The 23537-nt window shown below is 46.2% G+C and carries 24 protein-coding genes, 1 pseudogene and 2 riboswitches; of the genes and pseudogenes, 8 read left to right on the top strand and 17 right to left on the bottom strand.

Going from position 1 to position 23537, the window contains the following annotated elements; genetic code table 11:
- Nucleotides 1–166: 166 nt before the first annotated feature.
- Together MHH76_RS07710 and fosB are read left to right on the top strand one after the other, a co-directional pair.
- Entirely contained in the window at nucleotides 167–484 is a 318-nt protein-coding gene (locus MHH76_RS07710) for a YkvA family protein (protein ID WP_023857313.1), read from the top strand.
- A complete protein-coding gene (fosB, locus tag MHH76_RS07705) occupies nucleotides 471–935 on the top strand; it encodes a metallothiol transferase FosB (protein WP_020451143.1) in 465 nt (154 codons plus the stop codon). Before MHH76_RS07710 ends, fosB begins: the two co-directional genes overlap by 14 nt.
- Nucleotides 936–962: 27 nt before the next feature.
- Here fosB and MHH76_RS07700 read toward each other — a convergent pair whose 3' ends face one another.
- The 5 genes from MHH76_RS07700 to MHH76_RS07680 all read right to left on the bottom strand — a co-directional run bounded on the left by MHH76_RS07700 (nucleotide 963) and on the right by MHH76_RS07680 (nucleotide 5437).
- A complete protein-coding gene (locus MHH76_RS07700) occupies nucleotides 963–1499 on the bottom strand; it encodes a cupin domain-containing protein (protein WP_020451142.1) in 537 nt (178 codons plus the stop codon).
- 15 nt (nucleotides 1500–1514) lie between these two features.
- Nucleotides 1515–2141: a methylthioribulose 1-phosphate dehydratase gene (locus tag MHH76_RS07695; RefSeq protein WP_023857315.1), complete on the bottom strand. Its 627-nt coding sequence runs from the start codon at nucleotides 2139–2141 to the stop codon at nucleotides 1515–1517.
- The gene (gene mtnX, locus MHH76_RS07690) at nucleotides 2102–2800 is read right to left on the bottom strand and encodes a 2-hydroxy-3-keto-5-methylthiopentenyl-1-phosphate phosphatase (RefSeq protein WP_025810285.1); all 699 of its coding nucleotides are present in this window, start codon (nucleotides 2798–2800) and stop codon (nucleotides 2102–2104) included. Before mtnX ends, MHH76_RS07695 begins: the two co-directional genes overlap by 40 nt.
- The gene (gene mtnW, locus MHH76_RS07685) at nucleotides 2797–4014 is read right to left on the bottom strand and encodes a 2,3-diketo-5-methylthiopentyl-1-phosphate enolase (RefSeq protein ID WP_025810283.1); all 1218 of its coding nucleotides are present in this window, start codon (nucleotides 4012–4014) and stop codon (nucleotides 2797–2799) included. Before mtnW ends, mtnX begins: the two co-directional genes overlap by 4 nt.
- Before the next feature lie 83 nt (nucleotides 4015–4097).
- Nucleotides 4098–4197, bottom strand: a riboswitch (SAM riboswitch).
- Nucleotides 4198–4246: 49 nt separating this feature from the next.
- Nucleotides 4247–5437, bottom strand: a complete 1191-nt coding sequence (locus MHH76_RS07680; RefSeq protein ID WP_020451138.1) for a pyridoxal phosphate-dependent aminotransferase — start codon at nucleotides 5435–5437, stop codon at nucleotides 4247–4249.
- A gap of 95 nt (nucleotides 5438–5532) precedes the next feature.
- Here MHH76_RS07680 and MHH76_RS07675 point away from each other — a divergent pair, with 95 nt between their 5' ends.
- The 3 genes from MHH76_RS07675 to mtnA all read left to right on the top strand — a co-directional run bounded on the left by MHH76_RS07675 (nucleotide 5533) and on the right by mtnA (nucleotide 8885).
- Nucleotides 5533–6312, top strand: coding sequence for a carbon-nitrogen family hydrolase (locus tag MHH76_RS07675; protein WP_020451137.1), 780 nt, complete (start codon nucleotides 5533–5535; stop codon nucleotides 6310–6312).
- A gap of 83 nt (nucleotides 6313–6395) precedes the next feature.
- A riboswitch (SAM riboswitch) is annotated at nucleotides 6396–6539 on the top strand.
- Between the two features lie 82 nt (nucleotides 6540–6621).
- Complete coding sequence (mtnK, locus tag MHH76_RS07670) at nucleotides 6622–7818, top strand: S-methyl-5-thioribose kinase (protein WP_020451136.1); 1197 nt, start codon at nucleotides 6622–6624, stop codon at nucleotides 7816–7818.
- Nucleotides 7819–7823: 5 nt separating this feature from the next.
- On the top strand, nucleotides 7824–8885 hold the full coding sequence (gene mtnA / locus MHH76_RS07665) for an S-methyl-5-thioribose-1-phosphate isomerase (RefSeq protein WP_020451135.1): 1062 nt from the start codon (nucleotides 7824–7826) through the stop codon (nucleotides 8883–8885).
- Nucleotides 8886–8891: 6 nt separating this feature from the next.
- On the opposite strand, the gene MHH76_RS07660 is transcribed toward mtnA, so the two are convergent.
- From MHH76_RS07660 to MHH76_RS07650, 3 genes are all read right to left on the bottom strand, one after another.
- Complete coding sequence (locus MHH76_RS07660; RefSeq protein ID WP_023857319.1) at nucleotides 8892–9005, bottom strand: hypothetical protein; 114 nt, start codon at nucleotides 9003–9005, stop codon at nucleotides 8892–8894.
- A gap of 91 nt (nucleotides 9006–9096) precedes the next feature.
- Nucleotides 9097–9594, bottom strand: a complete 498-nt coding sequence (locus MHH76_RS07655; protein WP_020451134.1) for a methylated-DNA--[protein]-cysteine S-methyltransferase — start codon at nucleotides 9592–9594, stop codon at nucleotides 9097–9099.
- Between the two features lie 7 nt (nucleotides 9595–9601).
- Nucleotides 9602–11812, bottom strand: coding sequence for a PAS domain-containing sensor histidine kinase (locus tag MHH76_RS07650; RefSeq protein ID WP_020451133.1), 2211 nt, complete (start codon nucleotides 11810–11812; stop codon nucleotides 9602–9604).
- Nucleotides 11813–12121: 309 nt separating this feature from the next.
- On the opposite strand from MHH76_RS07650, the gene MHH76_RS07645 reads away from it, so the two are divergent.
- Nucleotides 12122–13147: an acyltransferase family protein gene (locus MHH76_RS07645; RefSeq protein WP_025810280.1), complete on the top strand. Its 1026-nt coding sequence runs from the start codon at nucleotides 12122–12124 to the stop codon at nucleotides 13145–13147.
- A 261-nt stretch (nucleotides 13148–13408) separates the two neighbouring features.
- Here the strand turns inward: MHH76_RS07645 and MHH76_RS07640 are convergent, their stop codons facing one another.
- From MHH76_RS07640 to htpX, 5 genes are all read right to left on the bottom strand, one after another.
- Nucleotides 13409–13591: a hypothetical protein gene (locus MHH76_RS07640; RefSeq protein WP_020451131.1), complete on the bottom strand. Its 183-nt coding sequence runs from the start codon at nucleotides 13589–13591 to the stop codon at nucleotides 13409–13411.
- On the bottom strand, nucleotides 13588–13803 hold the full coding sequence (locus MHH76_RS07635) for a hypothetical protein (protein WP_023856450.1): 216 nt from the start codon (nucleotides 13801–13803) through the stop codon (nucleotides 13588–13590). The genes MHH76_RS07640 and MHH76_RS07635 overlap by 4 nt, the downstream gene beginning before the upstream one ends.
- A gap of 47 nt (nucleotides 13804–13850) precedes the next feature.
- Nucleotides 13851–15851 (bottom strand): penicillin-binding transpeptidase domain-containing protein, encoded by a 2001-nt coding sequence (locus MHH76_RS07630; protein WP_023856451.1) that lies wholly within the window; start codon nucleotides 15849–15851, stop codon nucleotides 13851–13853.
- 111 nt (nucleotides 15852–15962) lie between these two features.
- Nucleotides 15963–17312, bottom strand: a complete 1350-nt coding sequence (locus MHH76_RS07625; protein ID WP_020451128.1) for a TrkH family potassium uptake protein — start codon at nucleotides 17310–17312, stop codon at nucleotides 15963–15965.
- Nucleotides 17313–17460: 148 nt separating this feature from the next.
- Complete coding sequence (htpX, locus tag MHH76_RS07620; protein ID WP_020451127.1) at nucleotides 17461–18354, bottom strand: protease HtpX; 894 nt, start codon at nucleotides 18352–18354, stop codon at nucleotides 17461–17463.
- Between the two features lie 141 nt (nucleotides 18355–18495).
- On the opposite strand from htpX, the gene MHH76_RS07615 reads away from it, so the two are divergent.
- Nucleotides 18496–19215 (top strand): DUF1836 domain-containing protein, encoded by a 720-nt coding sequence (locus MHH76_RS07615; protein ID WP_023856786.1) that lies wholly within the window; start codon nucleotides 18496–18498, stop codon nucleotides 19213–19215.
- 130 nt (nucleotides 19216–19345) lie between these two features.
- Nucleotides 19346–19543, top strand: a complete 198-nt coding sequence (locus MHH76_RS07610) for an alpha/beta-type small acid-soluble spore protein (protein ID WP_020451125.1) — start codon at nucleotides 19346–19348, stop codon at nucleotides 19541–19543.
- Between the two features lie 12 nt (nucleotides 19544–19555).
- Here MHH76_RS07610 and MHH76_RS07605 read toward each other — a convergent pair whose 3' ends face one another.
- The 4 genes and pseudogenes from MHH76_RS07605 to MHH76_RS07590 form a co-directional block, all read right to left on the bottom strand.
- Nucleotides 19556–20644, bottom strand: coding sequence for an anti-sigma factor domain-containing protein (locus MHH76_RS07605; RefSeq protein WP_023856785.1), 1089 nt, complete (start codon nucleotides 20642–20644; stop codon nucleotides 19556–19558).
- Nucleotides 20641–21399 carry an RNA polymerase sigma factor SigI gene (gene sigI / locus MHH76_RS07600; RefSeq protein WP_023856784.1) on the bottom strand — a complete coding sequence of 253 codons (759 nt, stop codon included), beginning with the start codon at nucleotides 21397–21399 and terminating at the stop codon, nucleotides 20641–20643. The genes MHH76_RS07605 and sigI overlap by 4 nt, the downstream gene beginning before the upstream one ends.
- A 295-nt stretch (nucleotides 21400–21694) precedes the next feature.
- Nucleotides 21695–22586, bottom strand: a pseudogene (locus tag MHH76_RS07595) (TerC family protein).
- A gap of 148 nt (nucleotides 22587–22734) precedes the next feature.
- Nucleotides 22735–23376, bottom strand: a complete 642-nt coding sequence (locus MHH76_RS07590) for a DedA family protein (RefSeq protein ID WP_023856783.1) — start codon at nucleotides 23374–23376, stop codon at nucleotides 22735–22737.
- Nucleotides 23377–23537 lie beyond the last annotated feature (161 nt).

Genomic DNA, 23537 nt, shown 5'->3' with positions numbered 1-23537 from the left:
TACTTGAGCATTATTACAGATTATACTTATTTTGTAAACCTATTTCTCAAAAAATTATTTTGAAATCGAGTATAATAGAATTGTGGAATTAAAGGTGTAATACCCCTCGATGAAATACGGCAAACACCTTTAAAAGAGTTCATGAGGATAGAAGGAGGTCTAAATGATGAAAAAACCAGTGTCAAGGCTCCGAACCATCTTTGCCGTGAAAGAAGCGTATTCAGGCCTCTTATTGTTTTTCAAGGCATTTAGAGCCTGGAGAAAGGGAGACTTCCCCTTATTCCCGAAAAAAACGATTTTACTGGCCGCGCTGGCATTGATTTATGTGCTGTCTCCGATCGATTTGATTCCCGATGTTCTCGCAGGTGTCGGCTGGCTTGATGACGCGGCTGTGCTCGCTTTTCTATTCAGGCAAATCACCAAAGAGCTGGACGGATTTGAAATACATCTAACGGGAGGAATAAACGGCAATGGCAAACAATAATATTCTCGGTATCAATCATCTCTTGTTTTCAGTCTCTGACCTGTCCGTCTCTATTTCATTCTATGAAAAGGTGTTTGATGCCAAGTGGCTCGTAAAGGCCGAGAAAACCGCTTATTTTGACCTGAACGGCATCTGGCTCGCATTAAACGAAGAGAAAGACATTAAGAGACAGGAAATCCACGACTCTTACACCCATATCGCCTTTTCGATTCAACAGGAAGATTTGCCGTTCTGGGAAAAGAAATTACGCGATTTAGGTGTAAACGTGCTAAAGGGCAGAAAACGGCATGAAGGCGACAAAGATTCAATTTATTTCTCAGATCCGGACGGCCATAAGTTCGAGCTTCACACCGGCTCTGTATTTGACCGTCTTCAATACTATCAAAATGAAAAACAGCATCTCTCCTTTCATGAAGGCCACATCAAGGCCCTTTATGACAGAAACAAATAAAAAAGCGTCCACACGGACGCTTTTTCATTATCGGCTCACACTCTCTTTCTCATAAATCGGCACCCAGCCCTCTGTCGTCACAAAGATTCTGACAGCCACGACTTTTCGGTCTTCCTGAAGCGTGAAATAATGGCGGGTGTTTTCAGGAACGGAGATCAAATCTCCCGGATTTAAGAGGACATCAAAAAATGTGCCGTCTTTTCCTTCTATCGCAAAGATGCCGTGGCCGCTGACGATAAATCTGACTTCATCGTCTGTATGATGATGTTCCTGTTTGAAATTTTTCAAGAGCTCATCGAGTTTCGGATTTTGGTCGGAAAGCGAGATGACATCGCTCGCTTTATAGCCGCGGCGTTCTGAAATGTCTTTGATTTCAGCGGCAAAGACGTCTAAAATCTCCTGTTTCTCTTCATCGGTCAAATCGTATTTTTCTTTTAAGCCGGCCGGCAGCTTTGTGATATCCCATTTTTCATAAATGACCTCCTGCCCCTTTAGAAATTGTTCTACTTCTTCCTGCTTTTCAATGGTCGTGTTTTGTTCATCATGGATTCGAATTGTCGCCATGCTTTCTCCCCCTTTTTAATTAACGTGGTAAGCCTGCAAAGCTTTCAGTTTTAAATGCCAGCTGAACAGGAATTCATACGCTTCAAGCATCCGCTTTGTCTCAAATGCCGTTTTTCCCCAGACGGTAATGCCGTGGCTGCGAATCAGCACTGCCCCTGAATCGCCTGAAAGGTGTCCGGCAAAATCCGCCGCCAAATCCGGAATATGAGCGCTGTTTTCGATAATCGGGATCGCAACCTCCGCATTTTCCTCCCAAAGACCGAGCGCCTTTATGATTTCCTGGCCTCTGAATGTCGCTTGCTTTTCTTTTGCGTAAAGCTCTGAGATGACATTGTTGTCAATCGTATGGACGTGAAGACAGCAGCCCGCGTTTGTATTTTGATAGACACGGGTGTGCAGCAGCGTCTCCGCTGACGGTTTCAGCGTATGTCCGGTCTCCGCCGGTCTCCCCTCTTCGTCCGCCAACAGAAAATCCTCCGCGGATGCTTTTCGCTTATCTTTTCCGCTTGCTGTGATGAGAAATCGCAGCGGGTCTTCTGATACTTTGATTGACAGATTGCCGCTTGTCGCAGGGAACCAATCCCTTTCCGCAAGCTCTTTTTTTACCTCGGCAAGTTCGTGCCATTTTTGCTCAGGGTCCATTCTTTCACCTCCGCGGTCTCTTCAAGTATTCGCTTTACATCACGGAAATCGCCGAATCCCGCATGCTTCAGGCCGAGTCCCTCACATTCCCGCAGCAAATAATCGCGCGCGATGCACAAGTCGGAACATTTGGCAGCTTCAACATCTGTAACAGAGTCCCCAATCATGACAACAAAATCGTCCCAGCCTTTCAGCCGGCGGATGATAGAAGGCTTGCAGCAGCCGCATTCATTTCCGCAGCTGCCGTCACACGGATACGGCCAGCGGATCTCGATATTGCGCCCTGAAAAGCCGGCCTCATTGCAGTAAATGCGTTCCTTTTCGACAATGCCTTCAAGCAGTGGATAGACGAAAAAGTCCATCCCTCCGCTCACGACGTAAAACGGAAGACCCTGCTCATCCAGGAAAGAGACAAACTCTGTAAACCCGGGGCGGATCTCGGCTTGTTTCATTACATATTCCATAATGTCTTCTTTCAGGCTTGTCGGCAGCAATTGAAACATTCTGCCGACCCCGTCCTTAATCGATATGTCCCTGGACAGAACCCCGTCTTTTAAAGCGAGCCACTCTTCTGGAGCAAATTGTTTCATAATGCTGATGATGTTGTCGTTCGTTGTAATGGTTCCGTCAAAATCGCAAATGATAAGCGGCTGCCTCATACGGAAACCTCAACCTTTCCCCATTTTTCAAGGGCGAGCTTCAAATCGGGAGAACGCTTTGCTTTTTCTTCGACTGGCTCCGCTTCCAGGACGGCATCAATGATCGCCCGAAACGCTCTTCCTCCGCCTGCCGCTCCGTTTGGATGACCGTGAATCCCCCCGCCTGCGTTGATGATATGGTCAATGCCGAAGTCTTTCATCAAGAGCGGCACCATGCCGGGGTGAATACCGGCCGACGGAACGGCGAATGTCGGTTTAAAAACGTCTTCCTTCGTGCATTCATCATATATGGCAAGCGCATCCTGCTTCGGCAGAGCAACGCTTCCGTACGGTGAAGGGAACAGGCTGAAATCAGCACCCGCATACCGGTTGAGCTTGCCGAGCAAAAGCGAATGGGAAAAACCGTAATGCGGCGACGAAGTGAGTGCGCCGCTTACTGCCGGGTGCGCCATGATCGGCAGCGGGATGTCGTCGTCTTCCGCAAGGCTTTGCAAAACATCGAGCCCGTAGGCAAACACATTCAGCAGCAACACATCGGCTCCGAGCTCGGCTGCTTTTCTCGCCTTCGATTTCAGCTCCATTGTCCTGCCCGTCAGGTTGACGGCATACAGCGTTTTGCGCCCAGTTTCTTCAAAAGCTGCCTCAAGCACTTTTTTTCCTTCCGTGATTCGTTTTTCAAAGGGGGCACTGCCTGTTTCGAATAAGATTTCATCGTCCTTGATCAAATCCACTCCGCCGAGCGCCTGCTGTCTGAGCTGTTCCTTCAAGTCTTCCATATCGCGGCCGATGACGCCTTTAAAAATGCTCATCAACAGAGGCCTTTCAAATTCGCCGATTTTTTTCCGGATCCCGTATACGCCGAATTTCGGGCCCGGCAATGATTGTTTAAAAGACTGCGAAAACTCCAAATCCGCCAATTTGATTTTTCCGTCGAGAGACAGCTTTCCAAAAACGGTCGTCAGCACAGCGGGAATGTCGCTTGTAAAATTGGCTTCCGGATAAGCGATGGTGACCGTTGTCTGTTTTTCCCCCAGCGTGCTTTCTGTTTCTTCGACCTTGACGACGCGTCCTTTATGCTTTTTCAGCTGTTCCTGCTTTAAGAGCGGCAGATCTGTCCACGACCCGACCGTCAGTCCGATCGCAATTTGCTCGGCCCGCTTTTCTGCGTCACATCCTTGATCTGTCAAAACATATGTTGCCAAAAGTTCACTCATTCTGTAGCTCCTTCCTGCTTCATGCATATAAAAAACCTCTTTTGCTGCTTTAGCTAAAAGAGGTTTCGCATTTCAGGTTCGAATCCTTATCTCTCAGCGTCAGCTGCAAGAATTAGCACCGTGCTTAAAAAGTCGGTTGCCGGGCTTCATCGGGCTTGTCCCTCTGCCTGCTCTTGATAAGAATATTGATTTTATAAATTATTTTGAATTATCCCATCGTTTTTCCCGGTTGTCAATGACTGTGGCCGGTCTTTTTGAATATATTCAGCTTGGCAATGCGCGAAGCCGCTTCCCGGAGCCGCTCTTCGCTTGTCAAGAGGCCGACTCTCACATAGCCTTCTCCGTATTTGCCGAAGCCGATGCCGGGCGCTGTGACGACATTCGCTTTTTCGAGAAGCAGATCGGAAAAAGCCTCAGATGTATACCCGTCAGGGACAGGCATCCAGGCGAAAAAAGAACCTTGCGGAGCATCCGCGTGCCAACCGATTTCGCGGACCGCACGAATCCATACATCCCGCCTTTTTTCGTAGCGCTCATTTTGCTCCTTGACACACGCTTGGTCTGATAGAAGCGCGGCTGCCGCGGCGTCTTGGACCGCTTTAAAAAGGCTGACATACATATGGTCCTGATAAAGGTTCAGCGCTTCGATCACAGATGCGTTGCCAACTGCAAACCCGACCCGCCATCCAGCCATATTATACGTTTTGGAAAGCGTGTAAATTTCGATTCCTGTGTCTTTTGCCCCCTCCGTTTCGAGAAAGCTGACAGGCCTCTTGCCGTCGTAGCCGATCGCACCGTAGGCAAAATCGTGGACGACGCAAATTCCGTTTGACTTGGCAAACCGGACAGTCTCTTCGAAAAAAACAGGCGTGGCTTGGGCACCGGTTGGATTGTTTGGATAATTTAAATACATGAGCTTCGCATTTTCTTTCACTTCCTTCGGAATCCGGCTGTAGTCAGGCAGAAACTGATTGCCCGCTGTAAGCGGCATCGTTGCCATGTTCGCTCTTGCCAGCTCAACGCCCGACCAGTAGTCGGGATAGCCGGGATCGGGAACGAGCACGGCATCCCCCGGATTTAACAAACATTGCGGAAGCTCGACAAGACCGGCTTTTCCGCCGAACAATACAGCGACTTCGCGTTCGGGATCGAGCTCTACACCGTATTCCCTTCGATAGAACGCGGCTGCCGCCTCCTTGAGTGAACGGCTGCCGCGAAAGGAGGAATACTGATGGTTTTCAGGGTTGCGAACGGCTTGCGCCATTGTATCAACGATGTGATCAGGTGTCGGCTGATCGGGATTCCCCTGGCCGAGATTGATCACATCATGGCCGGCGGCGATTTTTTCATTCACCTTTTTCACCAAGGAAGCGAAAAACTGCTCAGGCAGCTGTTTCAGCACATCTGAAAGCTCAAATTTCATATGATTCACCCGCTTTTGAAAAATTCTTGAAATGATAGTCCATCATCATATATTGTTAAATGTAAAATGTAAAGAAAAAAATGAGGTGATCCAGATTGAAGCTGACAATTTCATGTCTGCAATTCGATATCGCATACGGCAATCCTTCTGAAAATTTTAAAAAAGCGGAGCAGCTGATCGAACAGGAAAGCCGGAAAGCGGATGTTCTTCTCCTTCCCGAGCTGTGGACGACGGGTTATGATTTAAAAAATCTCGGCTCCATCGCAGATGAAGAAGGCAGGCAAACGAAGAGATGGCTGCAGGAAACGGCAAAAGCAAACCGTGTCCATATCATTTGCGGCTCTGTCGCCGTTAAGAAAAAAAGCGGTGTGTACAATATCATGTACATCGCAGACAAAAACGGACATTTGATCAAAGAATACAGCAAAGCTCACCTTTTCCAGCTGATGGACGAACACCTCTATTTGTCAGCGGGCTCAGGCGACGGGAGCTTCGAGCTTGAAGGGATCCCGGCTGCGGGGTTTATCTGCTACGACATCCGTTTCCCGGAATGGATCAGAAAACATACGAAGGAAGGTGCGGGCATCATCTTTGTATCGGCGGAATGGCCGCTCGCCCGCCTCGATCACTGGCAAAGCCTTTTAAAAGCCAGAGCGATTGAAAATCAGTGCTTTGTCGCAGCCTGCAACCGAGCGGGAAGTGACCCGGCAAACGAATTTGCGGGTCACAGCATCATCATTGATCCGCTCGGCCGCACCCTCGCTGAAGCAGGGAGCGGTGAAGCCGTCATCAGGACCGAAATCAACCTCGGGGACATTGAAAAAGCGCGGGGGCAAATTCCGGTTTTTGAGGACATTCGCAGAGATTTATATTAAAAAAGTGTTGACAAGAAAACTGAGATGCTGGTAACATTTTCAGCAACTGACCGAACTGAAATTTCAAAATTTTATATTGATTTCTCTTATCGAGAGTTGGGTGAAGGACTGGCCTAATGACCCCAACAGCAACCGACCGTAATACCATTGTGAAATGGGGCGCGAAATTCTGCGCCGCTAGGGCACGGTGCTAATTCCATCAGACTTTGAATTCTGAGAGATAAGAGAGGCGAACGCGACAAATCAGCCTCTTTCTCTCGATGAGAAAGAGGCTTTTTTATTGTTAACGACATTTAGGGGGAATCACACATGACCGTAACGAAAACCGCAGCATACGAAACTTTGACCGAAAGCTCCGCGGCCGCGCTGGCCGTTCGCCTCGGGCTTTTTCCAAGCAAAAGCACCCTGACATGCCGGGAGATCGGGGACGGAAACTTGAATTTGGTCTTCCGCGTGTATGACAAAGAGCAGCAAAAAGGGCTGATCATCAAACAGGCGGTGCCTTATGCGAAAGTCGTCGGCGAAAGCTGGCCGCTGTCGCTTGACAGGGCGAGAATCGAAAGCAGTGCGCTGATCCGCCAAGCCGAGCATGTCCCGCACCTTGTCCCGAACGTGTACTATTCTGACACCGAGCTTGCCGTTACCGTATTGGAAGACCTTTCTCACTTGGAAATCGCCAGAAAAGGACTGATTGACGGGAAGGATTATCCGCACCTGTCGGAAGACATCGGAGAATTCCTTGGAAAAACACATTTTTACTCGTCTGAATATGCACTTGACCCAACAGTTAAAGGGCGGCTTGTGAAGCAGTTTACGAATCCGGATCTGTGCGATATTACAGAAAGCCTTGTGTTCACAGACCCTTTCTTTGATCATGAGACAAACGATTTCGAAGAAGAGCTTCGCGATGAAGCGGAAGATCTTTGGCGCAATGAAGCATTAAAAATTGAAGCGGCAAAACTGAAACAGCGCTTTTTGTCTGCAGAGGAAACGCTGATCCACGGCGACCTTCATACAGGCAGCATTTTCGCAAGTGAAGAAGCCGAAACGAAAATCATCGACCCTGAATTTGCGTTTTTCGGCCCGATCGGGTTTGACATTGGACAGTTTATCGCCAACCTGCTGCTGCACGCGCTTTCCCGCGAAGAAAACAGGCGGGCTCCTTTATACCGCCATGTCGAGACCGTCTGGCATACGTTCAGCCGGACATTCAGCGAAGCATGGGAAAACGATGCTCTTGACGCTTGCAAAAATGAGAAAGGACGCCTTGAATCAGTTCTGAAGCAGGCGTTTGAAGACGCAGCAGGCTTTGCCGGCTGCGAAATGATCCGCCGGACGATCGGCCTTGCCCATGTGGCGGACCTTGAAACAATCGTTCCGTTTTCCCGGAGAATCAGCCAAAAAAAGCTCGCCCTTAAAATAGGCGCAGCATTCATAGAAAAACGCAGTGGTTTCCGGACGCCAAAAGACTTGATTGAAGCGTTTCGGAACGCACTTAAGGAGTGAATGACATGCCTGAACAATTTGCGGTGCCCCGCTCTGTCGAATGGGAAGAAGCATCGGTAAAAATTCTGAACCAGCAAAAGCTTCCCGAAAAGACGGAATACCTGCACCTCACAACAAAAGAAGACGTCTATGATGCGATTCAAACGCTGAAAGTGAGGGGTGCACCTGCCATCGGCATTACAGCCGCCTTCGGACTCGCCCTTTGCGCACAAAGCATCAATACATCTGACGTTTCCGCGTTTCTGGTGGAACTCGGAAAAATCAAAGATGAACTCAATCAGGCAAGGCCGACAGCCGTCAATTTATCCTGGGCTCTCAATCGGCTGGTAATAAGTGCGGAGGACGCAAAATCGGTCAATGAAGCAAAAACAAATCTGATCCATGAAGCCATTCAGATCCAGGTTGAAGACGAAGAAACGTGCCGGCAAATCGGACAGAATGCACTGCATTTGTTCAAATCGGGTGACAGCATCATGACCATCTGCAACGCCGGCTCGATTGCGACAAGCAGGTACGGTACGGCCCTTTCCCCGTTTTATCTTGCCAAAACAAAGGACCTCGACCTTCATATTTATGCCTGTGAAACGAGGCCTGTCCTGCAAGGGGCGCGCCTGACGGCGTGGGAGCTTATGCAGGGGGGAATTGACGTGACGCTGATTACAGACAGCATGGCTGCCCATACGATGAAAGAAAAAAACATTTCAGCCGTCATTGTCGGAGCGGACAGGATCGCGAGAAACGGAGATACAGCCAATAAAATCGGAACATACGGCTTGGCAATCCTCGCCAAAGCCTTTCAAATCCCGTTTTTTATCGCCGCTCCCCTGTCAACTTTTGATGTTTCGATTTCATGTGGCGACAACATTCCGATTGAAGAACGCGATCCGGATGAAGTCAGGCTGATAAACGGAACGCAAATAGCTCCGCAAGAGGTGCCAGTGTTCAACCCTGCTTTTGATATCACGCCGCACGATTTAATCTCTGGCATCATTACGGAAAAAGGGATTATCACAGACAGGTTTGAAGAAGAAATTGAAGCGCTGTTTTCCGCTGAAGCCCTTACTTAGGCCGCTTTAGCGGATTTTAATCGATTTGATGATGTCTTTCTTCTGCTCTTCGGTCAACACGTGCAGCTTGACGAACAATTCCGCGTATCCTGCTATTTTGTTCGGGCGGTTCGTTTTCACTTATTCGTCCTCCTTTTTTACCAAGACCAACATTTTTAACTTAATAAAATTATATGTCGCTGACGAAAAAAAGAAACGGCGTGCTCGTATATTATTTTCCCTTATACGCAATATTTTCGATGTCGAGCAGCACCGCTTTTTTATCCGTTTCATTTCCGGAGTACCCCGTTAAAGAACGATTTTTGCCGATGACACGGTGGCACGGGATCAAAATCGGCAGCGCATTTCTTTTATTGGCCTGGCCGATTGCGCGAACCGCTTTCGGATTCCCGACGGCGCACGCGATATCTAAATAGCTCCGTGATTCACCGTACGGGATCAACTGCAGCGCCTCCCACACTTTTTTCTGAAACGGGGTTCCATCCTGGCGGAGAGGAAGGGTGAACGTCTTCCGCTCCCCCCTGAAATATTCTTCGAGCTGGCGCTTTGCCTCCTTCAACAATTCCGTTTCGGTCCGGCGAAGCTCCAAGCCGTCTTGCTGGAGCTGTTTTAGTTCATCTTTTTCAAATAGCAAATGTGTAATGTGGTGATTTTCCTCGACAATGTAAGCTTGTCCAAAAGGCGAGGTCATTTCAATATAAAAGCCCACGATGCGATTAAGCCTCCTCCTCATGATGCTGTCTGATCGGGAGAGTCAGATGGAATGTCGTGCCTCTCCCTTCTTCACTTTCAACTTCGATTTTTCCATTATGCTCTTCAATAATTTTATAACTGACCATGAGCCCGAGTCCAGTGCCCCGTTCTTTTGTCGTGTAAAAAGGTTCGCCGAGCCTCTTCAATTTGTCTTCTGTCATGCCGATTCCTTCGTCAGCAAGCGAGATAATGATATGGTCGTCTCCTTTCGGTTTGATCGACACATATACGTTGCCTCCGTCAGGCATCACTTCAATCGCATTTTTCAAAATGTTGATAAATACCTGTTTCAGCTGATTCGGCTCGCAATAAATCAGCGGAATGCCGCCTTCGCACTTCAGATGCATCTGAACGTTGTCAAGGTTTGCCTGTGCGTGCAGCAAATCCATTGTGTCCTGCATGATTTTGACGATATTTTTTTCTTCATACATAATCGCCTGCGGTTTTGCAAGGATGAGAAACTCCGTAATAATCGATTCAATCCTTTTGAGTTCTGATGTGATGACATTAAAGTAAAGCGCGTGATCCTCATTTTGGATGCTGCCTTTCAGCAGTTGGATAAATCCTTTTAGCGCCGTCATCGGGTTGCGGATTTCATGGGCAATTCCGGCTGCGAGTTCGCCGACGACGTGAAGGGTATCAGACTTGCGGAGCCGCTCTTCAAGCTCTTTTCGTTCTGTCACGTCTCTGAGCATCGCCAAGTTCATATTTTGAATGATATTTCTTTTAAATGAAAATTCAAGAATCCGTTTTTGGTCGCTCAGCAGGAATGGGATGTCATTGTCCATTTCTTCTAAGGAAATCGTTTTAGCGGGAGAAGCTGCGTTTTCTATATGATAGCCGGAGATGACATCAAGTAGATTGGACGTTTTCAGCTGTTCAAGAGGGGTGCTGAGAATTTTTCCGGCAAGGGGGTTCGCATCGATAATGTCGTACTGGTTGTTGAAAAGAACGATTCCGTCCATTGATCCGTTGAATACTTTTCTGAACTTCAATTCGCTTTCCCGCAATTCTTGTTCCATTCGTTTTCTGTCGCTGACATTTCTTAAAATGGTTAGGTCCTGGCTGTCGAACATGATCCGTTTTGACGTGAACTCAAGCTCTTTATATTGTCCGTTTGCCATACGAAACAGCAGTTCCGCCCGGATTTCCCCTTTTTGATCATACTGCTTTTGAATGGCATGGTACCTCTGATCGGTTTGATCAATAAAATCGGTCATCTTCTTGTTGAGAAGCTGTTCCATCGGCAGTTCGAAGATTTTGCAGGCCGACTGGTTCGCTTTGACGATGCGGCCGTCGTTATTCATCAGTATAATGGCATCCATCGCATTTTCAAAGACTTCTCTAAAGCGTTCTTCGCTTTTAAACAGCTGTTTTTCCATCGAGCGCTTCTCGGTAATATCCCTCATAATCGACATGTAAAAGCCGTTTAAAATGTTCGAGGTTATCGTAAGCTCAAACAGCCGGTCTTCTCCTGATCTGAGCCGGACAGGAAGCTCCCCTTTTGCTTTCCCTCTTCTGAAAAGAGCATTCCAGATTTTATCGAGCCGCCCCTTGTTTTCAGGGGATACGAATTGAGACAGCTTCAGTTTTGAAAGCTCTGTTTTTTCAATTTCGAAGCTCTGGCAAAACGAATGGTTCGCATCGATGAAACAGCCTTGTTTATCAAAGATGACGATTCCTTCAACCGCGCGGTGAAACAAATCTTTAAACAGCTTTTCATTAATGGTGCGCTCCCGCTCCAATATTTTTTTCGATGAAATGTCCCTCATGACGACAAAATAGCAGTCTTCACCGATTCCTTTGCTTGCAGTAAACTCGATATATTTGACAGATCCGTTGTCAAGCCTGATGGCCACTTCTTTTTTCGCATATCCCCGCTCCAAAAAGCGTTGAATGCTCTGGTTCAGTTCATCCGGCGGGACGGCGTGCAGGAAGTCGAGCGCCGACCGGTCCAGCAAATTCTTTTTTTGGCTTTGCAGAATTTTGCAGGCGGCATCATTCGCCTGGATGATGTTCATCTGTTTATCCAATATAAAAATAGCGTCCAGCGTCCCGTTAAACAGCAGCTCATACTGATACAAATCCGCTTTTAGCTTGGCGTTCTCTTTCTTCAGTCTGTTCAGCTGGTTTTGCAGATTTAAGGATTCATTCAAATCAAGAGTTTCCTCCATTTATTACACTCCTTCTTGAAAACCTGTCCTCCAATTATTCTACAAACCGGAAAATCTTCCTTCATTTGTTTCGAACTTTTACAACCTTTCCGCCTATTTTACAGGAAGATGACGATATAAAAGTTCCTTACTGTTCAATTACATCGACCTAACAATAAGACTTAATGCATAGGAAAACACATGCTTTCTATTTTAAAATTTTAAAATGAGGCCAGACTGGTGGAAGACGTCATTCCGGAAAGAATGTTCCGGGGTTCAGACGCTTCCCGCACCGGCGTCTCCTGAAAATGTTTGTGAAAGGGTGATGTTATGGCGACTTCGCGCGACAGCTATTTCGACAATGCAAAATTCCTATTAATTTTTCTCGTCGTATTCGGACATATAATCAGGTCCTATATTCATGATAATGATGCTCTGCTTCATATTTATAAATTTATTTACACGTTTCATATGCCTGCTTTTATTCTCATATCAGGCTATTTTGCAAAAGGGTTCAACCGCCACGGCTATGTCAAAAAAATCGCCTGGAAGCTGATTGTTCCTTATTTGATTTTCCAGGGAATCTATACGCTGTTTTATTCCTTTATCGATGATCAAAGCTTAACGGCCGCAAATCCGATTGAACCGCAATGGTCGCTTTGGTTTTTGCTGAGCCTGTTCTTTTGGAATATCCTGTTGTTTCCATTCACAAAACTGCCGGCGAAATGGGCGTTTGCCGCAAGCTTTGCGATCGCCGTTCTTGTCGGATATATCGACTTGATCAGCAACACGCTCAGCCTGTCCCGCACGTTTGTTTTCTTCCCGGTCTTTTTGGCGGGCTATTATTTGCAAAAAGACCATTTTAAAATACTGAGAGGCTGGAAAGGCAAGCAGGCCGCTCTAGCCGTTTTAGCAGCAACGTTCGTTTTCTACTTTTTTGTAGACTTCGATTACTCCTGGCTGTTCGGGTCCAAACCCTATTCGGAATTCGGCGATGTCGGGATAAAAAGCGGGTTAAACCGAGTGGCGCTCCTCGTCATCACGTTCGCTTCAACGTTCGCGTTCATGGCGCTTGTGCCTGAAAGGCGGTATTTCTTTACCCTGTGGGGAACGCGCACATTTTATGTCTATCTGCTGCACGGCTTTATCATCAAGTCGTTCAGAAAAACGGGAGCGGAAGAATGGCTTGCCGATTATCAAAGTCTGACGCTATTAATCATCGCCACGGCGATTTTAACCTTCTGCTTATCAAGCGGATTTGTGAAAACGGTCGCCCAGCCGTTCATCGAATTGAAAATGACGAATTTAATGAGGATGTTGAAAAAAGACAACGGATATAACCCTTATTTAAAATAAATGAAGGTCCAAATCGTTTCCGATTTGGACCTTTCAGATTGTTGAAAAAATCGCAAAACAGCTTTTTTGTTTTGCGATTTTTTCATCCCATCAGCGTGATTGAAAACCCTTGCAGTCTAGGAAGGCCGAGCATCGGAGCGGAGCGAATGTTAGAATTCGTGAGCACCGACGCGCAGGCCTGACAACGAATGCGAGGGTTTGGCGACACGCTGGAGGTGCAAATCGTTTCCGATTTGCACCTTTCTCGTTTGATCCGCAGTTTTAATCTTTATCCCGCTGCTGTCCGTCCGCCTTTTTGTTCTTTTTTTTATTGTTCTCGATCACATCAATCAATTTAAAGGCGTTGACATCGCCCAGTTCGTTTGAAAATTCCTCTTGAAGCACATCTGGATTCATCGGTTTTTTATGGTTTTGCATATCCTTGCTTTTTTGATGTTTTTTCATTGGCGCGATTCTCCCTGCTTCCCTTGTTTCGAGTTGCGGTTGGCGCCCCTGTCTCCGTTTTCGGCATCATATTGGGTCATGTATTGATGATCATGCATGCTTTCAGCAGGCGTTTTATTGTTAAGAGCCGCTTCATTTCTGGCAACTTTTCTTTTCATGATGACATTCCTTTCTTTTGTCGTTTCATCCATATCCTTTCCGTTTCCGTACATTCCACACATCCAGTTTTCGGCAAAAAAATAAGCACCCTGAAGGGTGCTTATTTAAACACTTTTTTCACTTTATTGACGACATATGAGCTGCCGCCGCGATCTGACACATCCTCGATCATCATCGTGATTAAAAGGTTTTTGTTTTTGTAATCATAAGCGGTGAACCAGCCGTTTTCTTTACCTTTTTCGTCTTTCTTCGTTTTCAGCTCGGCCGTTCCCGTTTTCCCTGCGATCGTGAGCCCTTTGACAACCGGCTTGTAAGCCGAGCCGCGAGGGTCTTCTACAACGCCTTTCAATCCTTTTGTAATCGCTTCTGCTCCGCCTGTGGGCAGTACGTTTTTATGCCATATTTCTTTCTCTTCGCCGTCCTTTTTGATCAGGTGCGGCTTGATCAGATTACCGTCGTTCAAGAAAGGCGTATAGCTTGCCGCGAGGTGTATCGGCGACATCAGCATTTGCCCCTGTCCGTATCCTGAATCGGCAAGGAGAATATCCGAGTCGATTCCTTCGTTTGATATGGAGGAAGACTTCGTCGGGAATTCATAATCAAGTTTTTCCTCGAAGCCGAATGATTTCAGGCCTTCGACAAATTGATCCTTCCCTGTGTCAAGGGCGGTCTGCGCGAAATAAATGTTGTCGGAAGTGATCAGCGCGTTTTCCAGGTTGACATCGTTTAATCGATCGGAAACCCGTGTGACTTTATATCCGCCCCATGACGAATCTTTCTGCCATTCCTTCCCTTCGATCTTCTTAGGTTCATCCGCTTTGATCGCGTCATTTTTCAGACCGATTGAAGCCGTGATCGGTTTGATCGTTGAACCCGGAGCATAGGTTTTATTAAATTTAGAGGTGAATGGCGCAGACGCATCTTTGTTGAGTTTTTCCCATTCTCCTTTTTTCCAGCCAAACAAAAACCCGTTCGGATCGTATGAAGGCGCGCTGACAAGCGCCAACGTTTCTCCAGTCTGCGGCTCTAACGCAACGGCAGCACCGGAGTCATCTTTTAACTGGTTGTACAGTTCTTCCTGTTTGTTGATATCGATCGTGGTATGGATGTCTTTTCCGTCTTTTGCATCCTTTGAGGCAACCGTCGCGTTTGATTCAGGAATCGAAATCGTCCAGCCGATTTCTCCTCTGAGTTCTTTTTCATAAATGTGTTCGAGACCGACGATTCCGAGCAGTGAATGCTCGCTGTAGCCTTCTTTATTCTGCTTTAATTCCTCTTCAGTAATCGGCCGTATGTAACCGGTAAGATGTGCGGCTTTTTCACCGTAAGGATAGTATCTTGATTGCGTGTCTTGTTTCAAAACCCCGGGAAGAGAGGTCGCTTTTTTAAGAAGCTCTGTGCTACCAGGCTTCACTTTTTTCAAGGGAACGAATGATTCGTCCGTCACCCAGCTTGCGGACAGCTGTTTTTCGATGTCTTCTTTTTCCATGTCAAGCATGTTCGCGAGCTTTTTGATGACACCATCTTTATCATCTCCGAGCTGCCCCGGAACGACGCCGATTTCAGGCACTGTCGCATTCGTAGCGAGTTTCTTTCCGTTTCTGTCATAAATGATGCCTCTCGCTGGTTCCTTGGCGGTAATCCGGATGGTCTCCCCTTCCTTCAGCTGTGAAAAAATAAAGGATGGGTTCCAGTTGACTTTCCATGACGTGTCACCGTCTTTTTTTTCTTTGACAAGCTTTGCCTTCCCTTCAAAAGAAACGGGGCCGGCCAATGTATTCATGCTGACTTTATACGGTATTGTCACTGCATCTTTTTTCTCTTTATTTTTTTCATCTTCATCGTTATCGACGGCTGAAACCTTCAAATCGGAAACTCCGATCTGTTCATAAATGGATTGATTGCGCTTGATGAAATCGTCTTTTGAAATCGATTTTTGCGCTTCAGCCGACAGCTGTTCATACATTTCTTCAAATTTTTGATCGTTCCATTTGTCTACATATTGATCCATGCTTTCTTTTGCTGTCGGCTCGTTAGAACAGGCTCCGGCGAGCAATAGAAATCCGGCGGCTATAAACAAATGGATGACTCTCATTTTCATCGTTGCTTCCCCCTTTTTTTCAATCCGCCATTTAAGCATTATATCATACAAATAAATACAGCGACCGACTTTATGATCATAAAAAAAGACAGTTTAACTAAACTGTCTTTCTTATCCGATAATTATTCTTTCCTTTGGATAATGGTAGTTCGCTTCGATTTCTTTTCTGCCGAATAAATAAAGCAGCGTGACAATGCCGATTCGGCCGATGAACATCAGAAGGATGATGACACTTTTGCCGATCGTGCTCAAATCTGAAGTAATGCCCATCGACAAGCCGGTCGTACCGAAGGCAGAACACACTTCAAACAGCAGTTCAAGCAAAGAATGTTTTTCCGTCATTGTCAAAATGAGTGTCGAGCCGAAAACGAGAATAACCGCCATCAGCGTCACAATCAATGACTTCATTAAGTCCGCCTGGTGCAGTTCACGTTTGAAAATCTTCACCGATTTATTTCCCCGCGCGAAGTGATACAGCGCCAACAGGTTTAAGGCAAAGGTCGTTGTCCGGATGCCCCCGCCGACAGAGCTTGGCGAAGCGCCGATGAACATGAGCATGCACATAAACAAAATGGTCGTATGCGTGAATTGGCTGATGTCGATCGTCGCGAGTCCGCCGCTCCTGGTCGTCGTCGACTGGAACAACGAATAGAATATGACTTCGTGCCACGATTTTCCTGAAAAGGCAAAGCGCGCTTCCGTGGCGAATATGCCGATCGCGCCTCCAATCACTAAAAGGAAAAAAGTGACTGATGTCAGTTTGGTAAACAGGCTGAAAGTGAATTTGCGCTCTTTGCTGAGCAGAAAATCCTTTACCTCGATGAGGACCGGAAAGCCGATCGCTCCAAGAATGATCAGCATAATCACGATAAACTGAACGAAATAATCATGCTGAAACGGAATCAGCGAGTTGCCTGTAATGTCGAAACCTCCGTTGGTCGTTGCACTGATGCTTGTAAAAAATCCGTGCATAAAGGCTTCTCCAGGTGTCTCAAAGTACTTTAAGAAATAAGTTCCGAGAATCAGCCCGCCAAACAGTTCGATCAGCAGGATCAAGCCGAGCACGTGCTTCATCAGCTTGACAAGGCCCGATAAGTTGGATTGATTTTGATCGGTCATAATCAGCCGGCGCTCTTTCAAACCGATCCGCTTGCCAAAAATCAGCCAGACGAATGTTCCGAGCGCCATCACACCGATCCCGCCAAACTGCAGAACAAACGCCAAAATCCATATTCCGGCTGTGCTGAATGTATCAGCTGTATCAACAACCGTCAAACCGGTTACACTCACTGCGCTCACCGCAGTAAAAAGGGCATCGATAAATGACCATTCCACATCATTCTTGTGTGCAACGGGCAGACTTAATAATATAACGGAAACCGTCACCGCCAAAAAATAATAGAGCGCGATCAGCTGTACAGGAGACAGCACGCGCAGTAGTTTTTTCAATAAAACCTTCATAATCGTTCCTTCTTTTCAATATTCAAAAGTTGCGCTTCTTGTGTATAACGTGTTCCATTTTAAAGGAAACATGCTCTTATGTACAGCCGATTTTCGATTTTTAAATTTAAAAAGCAAACCCCCTTGAAAAAGGGGGTTTGCATATTGATTATTTTGCTTCCAGACGGCGGATTCTGTCGCTTAAATCAGGGTGTGTTGAGAAAAGCGATGTGTGCTTTTTCCCGTTGATTTTCAAAGTGGCAACAGATGCCTGCTCTTCTTTGACTCTTGAAGTGTACTGCTCAAGCGAGCGGAGCGCGTGAATCATCTTATCCTTGCCTGCAAGGTCTGCTCCTCCTCTATCCGCATGATATTCGCGGTGGCGGGAGTACGCAAACACGACAAGGCTTCCGAGAATGGAAAACACGATTTGGAATACGATGACCGCGATAAAGTGAACGATCGGCGCCAGCTCTTCACGGACAACGCGTGAAACAGCCCATGCCGCAATCCGGGCGAAGAAAACAACAAACGTGTTGACGATTCCCTGAAGGAGCGTCATCGTTACCATATCGCCGTTTGCAATATGCGCGACTTCGTGAGCAAGAACGCCTTCCACTGCGTCGTCATCCATTTCCTGAAGAAGACCCGTCGATACAGCGACAAGCGAGCGGTTTTTGGACGGCCCTGTCGCAAAGGCATTCACTTCGCGTGAATTGTAGATGCCGACTTCAGGCATCTTTGTCAGTCCGGCGGCGCGGGACAGCTTATATACCCGGTCAACGAGCTGCTGCTCTTCGTAGCTGAGCGTTTGCTTATCAGGATTCAGCACCTGAACGCCCATCGCCATTTTCGCCATCCATCTTGACATCAAAAGCGACATAAAGGAGCCGACAAAGCCGACAACCGCACTGAATACGAGAAGCGCAACAATATCGATGCCGCCGCCAGCCGTGAAATACGTGCCTACGCCTGTCAGCGAACCGATAATGGACAGCACAATACCGATCGTCGTAATAACTAAAATGTTCGATAAAAGAAAGAGAAAGATTCTTTTTCCCATGATTACCTCCATGTTATAATAAGATCAAATGAACTCGTATAATAAAATTATACGGCATAGAATTGAAAATGCAAGTGATAAGACGTAAGATAATGTTTATATTGTTTGCTATTTCATTTTAATACATAATGAGGTGGAATGATGAAACCTTTTAAACTGACTCGCCTGGAAATGGCCAAACTGATGTACGCTTTAAAAGGGCAGCTGGATGTCAGTCCGCTTGCGATTCTTTTGAGATCGGCCGATTTGGCGCACGATGAGCCGGAAGACAATTTGGACATCCCCGAATTCATTGTCCGGTACGAACGAAAAAAGCCAAAAACGGAACACGGGCTTTCCACAAATGAAATTGTTGAACTTGGAAATTTGTGCGAACTGACATCCTTAAAATCGACAGCCATCCAAAACTGGATCAAACGCGATATAAAAGATTTGATGGGACATCCGGAACTCGGCAAAAAATATTCCATCGACCAAGCCGTCATCCTTCTCATTGTACGAGACTTAAAATCGGTTTATGACTTCGAAACGATCCGTCCAATCTTAACAACGGTTTTTAATACGATTACAGACCGCTCAGATGATGTGGTGAGTCCGCTGCGCTTTTATGAAGGGTATGCGCGGGTTCTCGATTATGTGTACCGGATCAAAGACTATACGCTGAATGAATCGGCGCTCGAAAAAATCGTCATCGAGCAGACTGGACAGCTCCGCGGTTTTTATCAAGATCTGGCCGATCCCGAATGGAACAAAGTGAGAGATATCACCGCTGTCACTGTGCTATCCGTTATCGCTTCGCACATACAGGCGACCGCCCATTCCATGATTGACAGCGTCTTCTTAAAATATGGTATGAAGTAATCGCCGCTGACCGGTGCGCCTGGCTATTGAGCCAGGCGTTTTTTTACACCTTCAACAATTGCCAGCATAAAAAGCCTCAGTCCATTTCAAACTAAACAAGCAGTACCAATTGAAAAAGGAGTTGAGAATCATGGCAAGAACGAATAAACTCGTCGTTCCCGGGGCGGAGCAGGTTTTAGACCAGTTCAAATATGAAATCGCCCAGGAGTTCGGCGTCCAGCTCGGCTCGGACTCGGTCGCTCGCTCAAACGGGTCTGTAGGCGGGGAAATGACAAAACGACTTGTACAGCAGGCACAAGCTCAAATGAATGGGCATACTGACAAATAAATACCCTATGGTTTATTCGCCGGGCCCGCTCGGCGGATATTCTTGTTGATTTGTTTGGTCAGAAGGTTTTTTCTCCTTTTGATAAGGAGTTTTAGGGCTCTCTTGATTTGTGCCGGAACCGCTTCTCTGCGTTCCTTCCTCCGACTGCTGACCGTCTTTGTCATTATGGTTATGTTCTTGAGGGTTTTCGGTATTAGGGGATTTTGACTCCTTTTCTTTTTCCATTTCTTGATCAGATTGAGAGTGATCTTGATCTGAAGGTTTTTCGCCGTCCGGATGATCTTCCGTATCTGATTCTTCATCATCCGTATGTTGTTCCGGCTGATCTTCTTCTTTCACAGCTTTCTCTTTTTCTCCTGTATCTTCTCCCTGATTTTGATCATCTTTGTTATCTTCATTGTCATCATCTTTGTTTTTGTCTTCTAATTCATCTTTGTGGGAACGGATATAACGGCCTGTTGAGATGCCTTCTTTTTGTGCTTTTGCACGCGTATCAAGGTCTGATTCCACCGCTTCCATCTTATAGTTCTGCTGCTCGTATTTTTTCGCTACATGATCGATTTCGCTTTTTACCGTCGCCTTATATGTGTCATCTTTATTGTTTTCATATACGGTGGCGATAAGCACTTCTTTTGATTCGGTGACATAACCGCTCTTATCGCTGTCTTCGACAATTTCACTGATCACTTCTTTAAAGTCAGACTTTTCCCAATTTTCTATACTGTTCATTAAGTCCTTCCCATCCTCGTTCAGCGGCACCAAATCGATAACTTCACAGTTTTTGTTGAGTGTCAATTCAAAGCTTGGATTGATATCGATCGTCATATAGGCGTATGCTTTATTGTTTAAAACATCAGGGATGATCATGAAAGCGAGCAGCATGATCGCCGCGATTGAAAAAACGCCTGCTTTCAGCGGACGGAGCGAAAGCAGATCAAAAAAGCCCGCACGCTTCCTCGACATTCTCGTCTCCGCGGGAAAAGCAATTTCCTGACCGATTTCATAATCTTCCTCTGTGCTCTTTGCTTTTAAAAATTGTCCGTCAGGGGTTAGCAATGTGACGAATTTTTTATTTTTTTCTACAATAATTCCTCTTCTCATGAATTGAGCACCCCTTTTAGATAATCTTTAAGGTAAACATAATCGCCCGTTATAATGATCGCCATAGCAATGATATATTTGCGGTTTCTCTCTACGGTTTTTCTGCTGACAGCCACCAGCTTTTCAAGCTGTTTGACGGGAAGCTGCTTTTTTTCAAACAAGATCTTTTTTAACTCTTCATGTTCGACTAGCGTATATGCCACTTTGATGGCGTTTTGCCTTGCATCCGTATGTTTCGGCGAATGCTCCAGCAAATCGGAAAAAGACAGGCCAAAACTTTTAAGCCTTTCTTTAAAATGGAAAATCTCCTCCCGCCTCTGCTCCTGTTCGAGCATGCGGTTGAATTCATGAATGGAAAGCTCCGCTTCAATCATGCTTTGAGAGGATTCCTGTTCTTCTCCTTCTTGCATGTCCATATTGATATTCTGGGCATTTCTCGCTTCTTTTCTGATATAATCAATGACTTTGCGCTTAATGATCAGCTCTGCAAATGCCAGCAGAGAATTTCCTTTATCAGAAGAATATTTTTCAATGGCTTCATTGAATGCAATCAAGCCGATGCTGAATTCATCATCTTTTTCATCTATATATCGTTTGCACACGGATGAAACCGTTTTAGCCACAAAAGGCTTATACTGATGGATAAGCTCGTTTTGCAACTGCTGATTTCCTTTTTGTATGCTTATTACAGACTCTTCTAATGATTGTTGTTTCTTTTTTCCTGTCTTAAACAAAAGGCTAAGCACTGGTTTCACCTCAGTTCCTCCCTATACTACTCATTAATGATAGCTAATTTGATAGGGATTCGCAAAGGAGAAAACGCGGTATTCATTTCTAATTTTTCAATTGTGACAATGATTTGTTTGATCTCCTAGAACAATTCGTGATCTGTTTGACGATTAAGGGGGTTTTCCCGCCGTTTTTGTAACACGCCTGTTAATAAAATGAAATCTTATTTCGGTTGGACTAGGGCAATCATCCCTGGTGCTTCCCAGTGCGGGCAAACAAAAAAGACCGCCGGTGAAAGACCGGCAGTCTGGCGATAGCTGTTTACTCCTCTGCAGCTTTATTCTCGTGTTTGTTCGGATTTGTCATAAACCATCCCCCGAGCGCAATAGCGATCAGCACCGCCCAGAAGATGAACTTCCAAGTACCTGAATGAATAAAATGTTCAGAGACGATGTTGATTTGCGGGTGTGCGAGCGTATAGAGCGTCAGTTTCACACCAACCCAGCCGACAATCAGAAAAGCAGCCGTTTCCAGGCTCGGACGTTTCTTTAACAAGTTCACAAATTGACTTGCAGCAAAACGCATAATAATCAGTCCGATAATCCCGCCGGCTAAAATCACCATGAACTGTCCGCCGTCAAGTCCGCCGATTTGCGGCAGGTTCGTTGCCGGAAGTGTGACAGCCAGCGCAACCGCCGCCAAAATCGAGTCGACGGCAAACGCGATGTCCGCCAGCTCAACTTTGATAACCGTCGGCCAAAAACCGCTTTGCTTCGACTCTTTCACCTTTTCGTCCTTTTTGAAAACATGGGTTTTCAAAATATGGTGAATGGAGATGTAAAGCAGATAGACGGCGCCGATCGCCTGCACCTGCCAGACGTTGACAAGAAAAGAGATCGCAAACAAAGCGCCGAACCTCATCACAAACGCGCCGGCCAACCCGTAGAAGAGCGCTTTTTTTCTGTCTTTTTCAGGCAAGTGTTTAACCATGACCGCCATGACGAGGGCATTGTCCGCGGCCAAAATACCTTCCAGCCCGACTAGGATGAGAAGAACCCAACCATATTCAAGTAATAATGCTGCATCCATTTTATAATTCCTCCTAAGTGATTGTCTCTTTCTCTTATTCCCGCTAATGCAGCAGGGTATTTTCAGAAAACAAAAAAGACCTCTGCCAACATTAGGCAAAGGTCTTGCTAGACATGGTTATCATTGATTAAATCATGCCAACAAAGCCGATGGATGAACATCCATGAACTGACGACTTTGTTTCCGGTTTTAACATCCGGACGCTACTCCCCTTTGGGATAAAAGAAAATATTGAATTATAAGATAATATTAACCTCATATGCGCCCGGCTGTCAATCCTTATTTTTATTTAAAAAAGTTGAAACGCTTTGCGATTTGACTTTCTTCCGCCTGCCTTTCACCCAAAGGTAAAGAACGAACAAAACGATGAATCCGATGCCGACCGGAAGAAGGTATCCGTCCAATAGGCTGCCGACTTTGCTCCAGTTTTCGCCGAGGTAAAAGCCTAAATAGACATAGACGAACGTAATCGGCGTGATCGCAAGGAATGTATAAATACAAAACACCCACACGTTCATTCTAGCGAGTCCGCACGGAATGGAAATCAGCGTTCTGATGCCCGGTATAAACCGGCCGCTGAATGCGACAAACCCCCCGTGCTTTTCAAAAAACCTGTCCGATTTTTCGAGCGCTTCAGGCTTAATGAAGAAGTATTTGCCGTAGCGCTCCAAAAACGGCCGCCCCCCGTACCTCCCGAGCCAGTAAAGCGTCAGCGGACCTGCGACACCTCCCAGTGAACCTGCGGCAACGACCCCGATCAGCAACATATCGCCTTGATACACCCAGTAGCCGGCAAGCGGCAGAACGATTTCAGCCGGCACGAATTCGATGCACAGCGCCAGAAAAATCCCTAAATACGAGAGGCTCTTAAACGCCTCAGCCAATGATAAAATAAACTCCTCGATATTGACCACAACCTTTGACGATTGATAATTTCAAGTTCCAAAGAACGTACAAAAACGATTTTAACACAATTCAGGAAAATTGAAGAGCAAAATGGGAAGTCCTCCTTAGAAAGAGCAGAAGGATATCATTTTTTATTGGCGAATTTCATTATATATAGTATAATTCACGA

The organism is Bacillus sp. FSL L8-0193, assembly GCF_037976065.1.
Lineage (GTDB): Bacteria > Bacillota > Bacilli > Bacillales > Bacillaceae > Bacillus > Bacillus paralicheniformis.
Note: the sequence above shows the minus strand (reverse complement) of the source record. Positions and strands in the feature narration are given on the sequence as shown.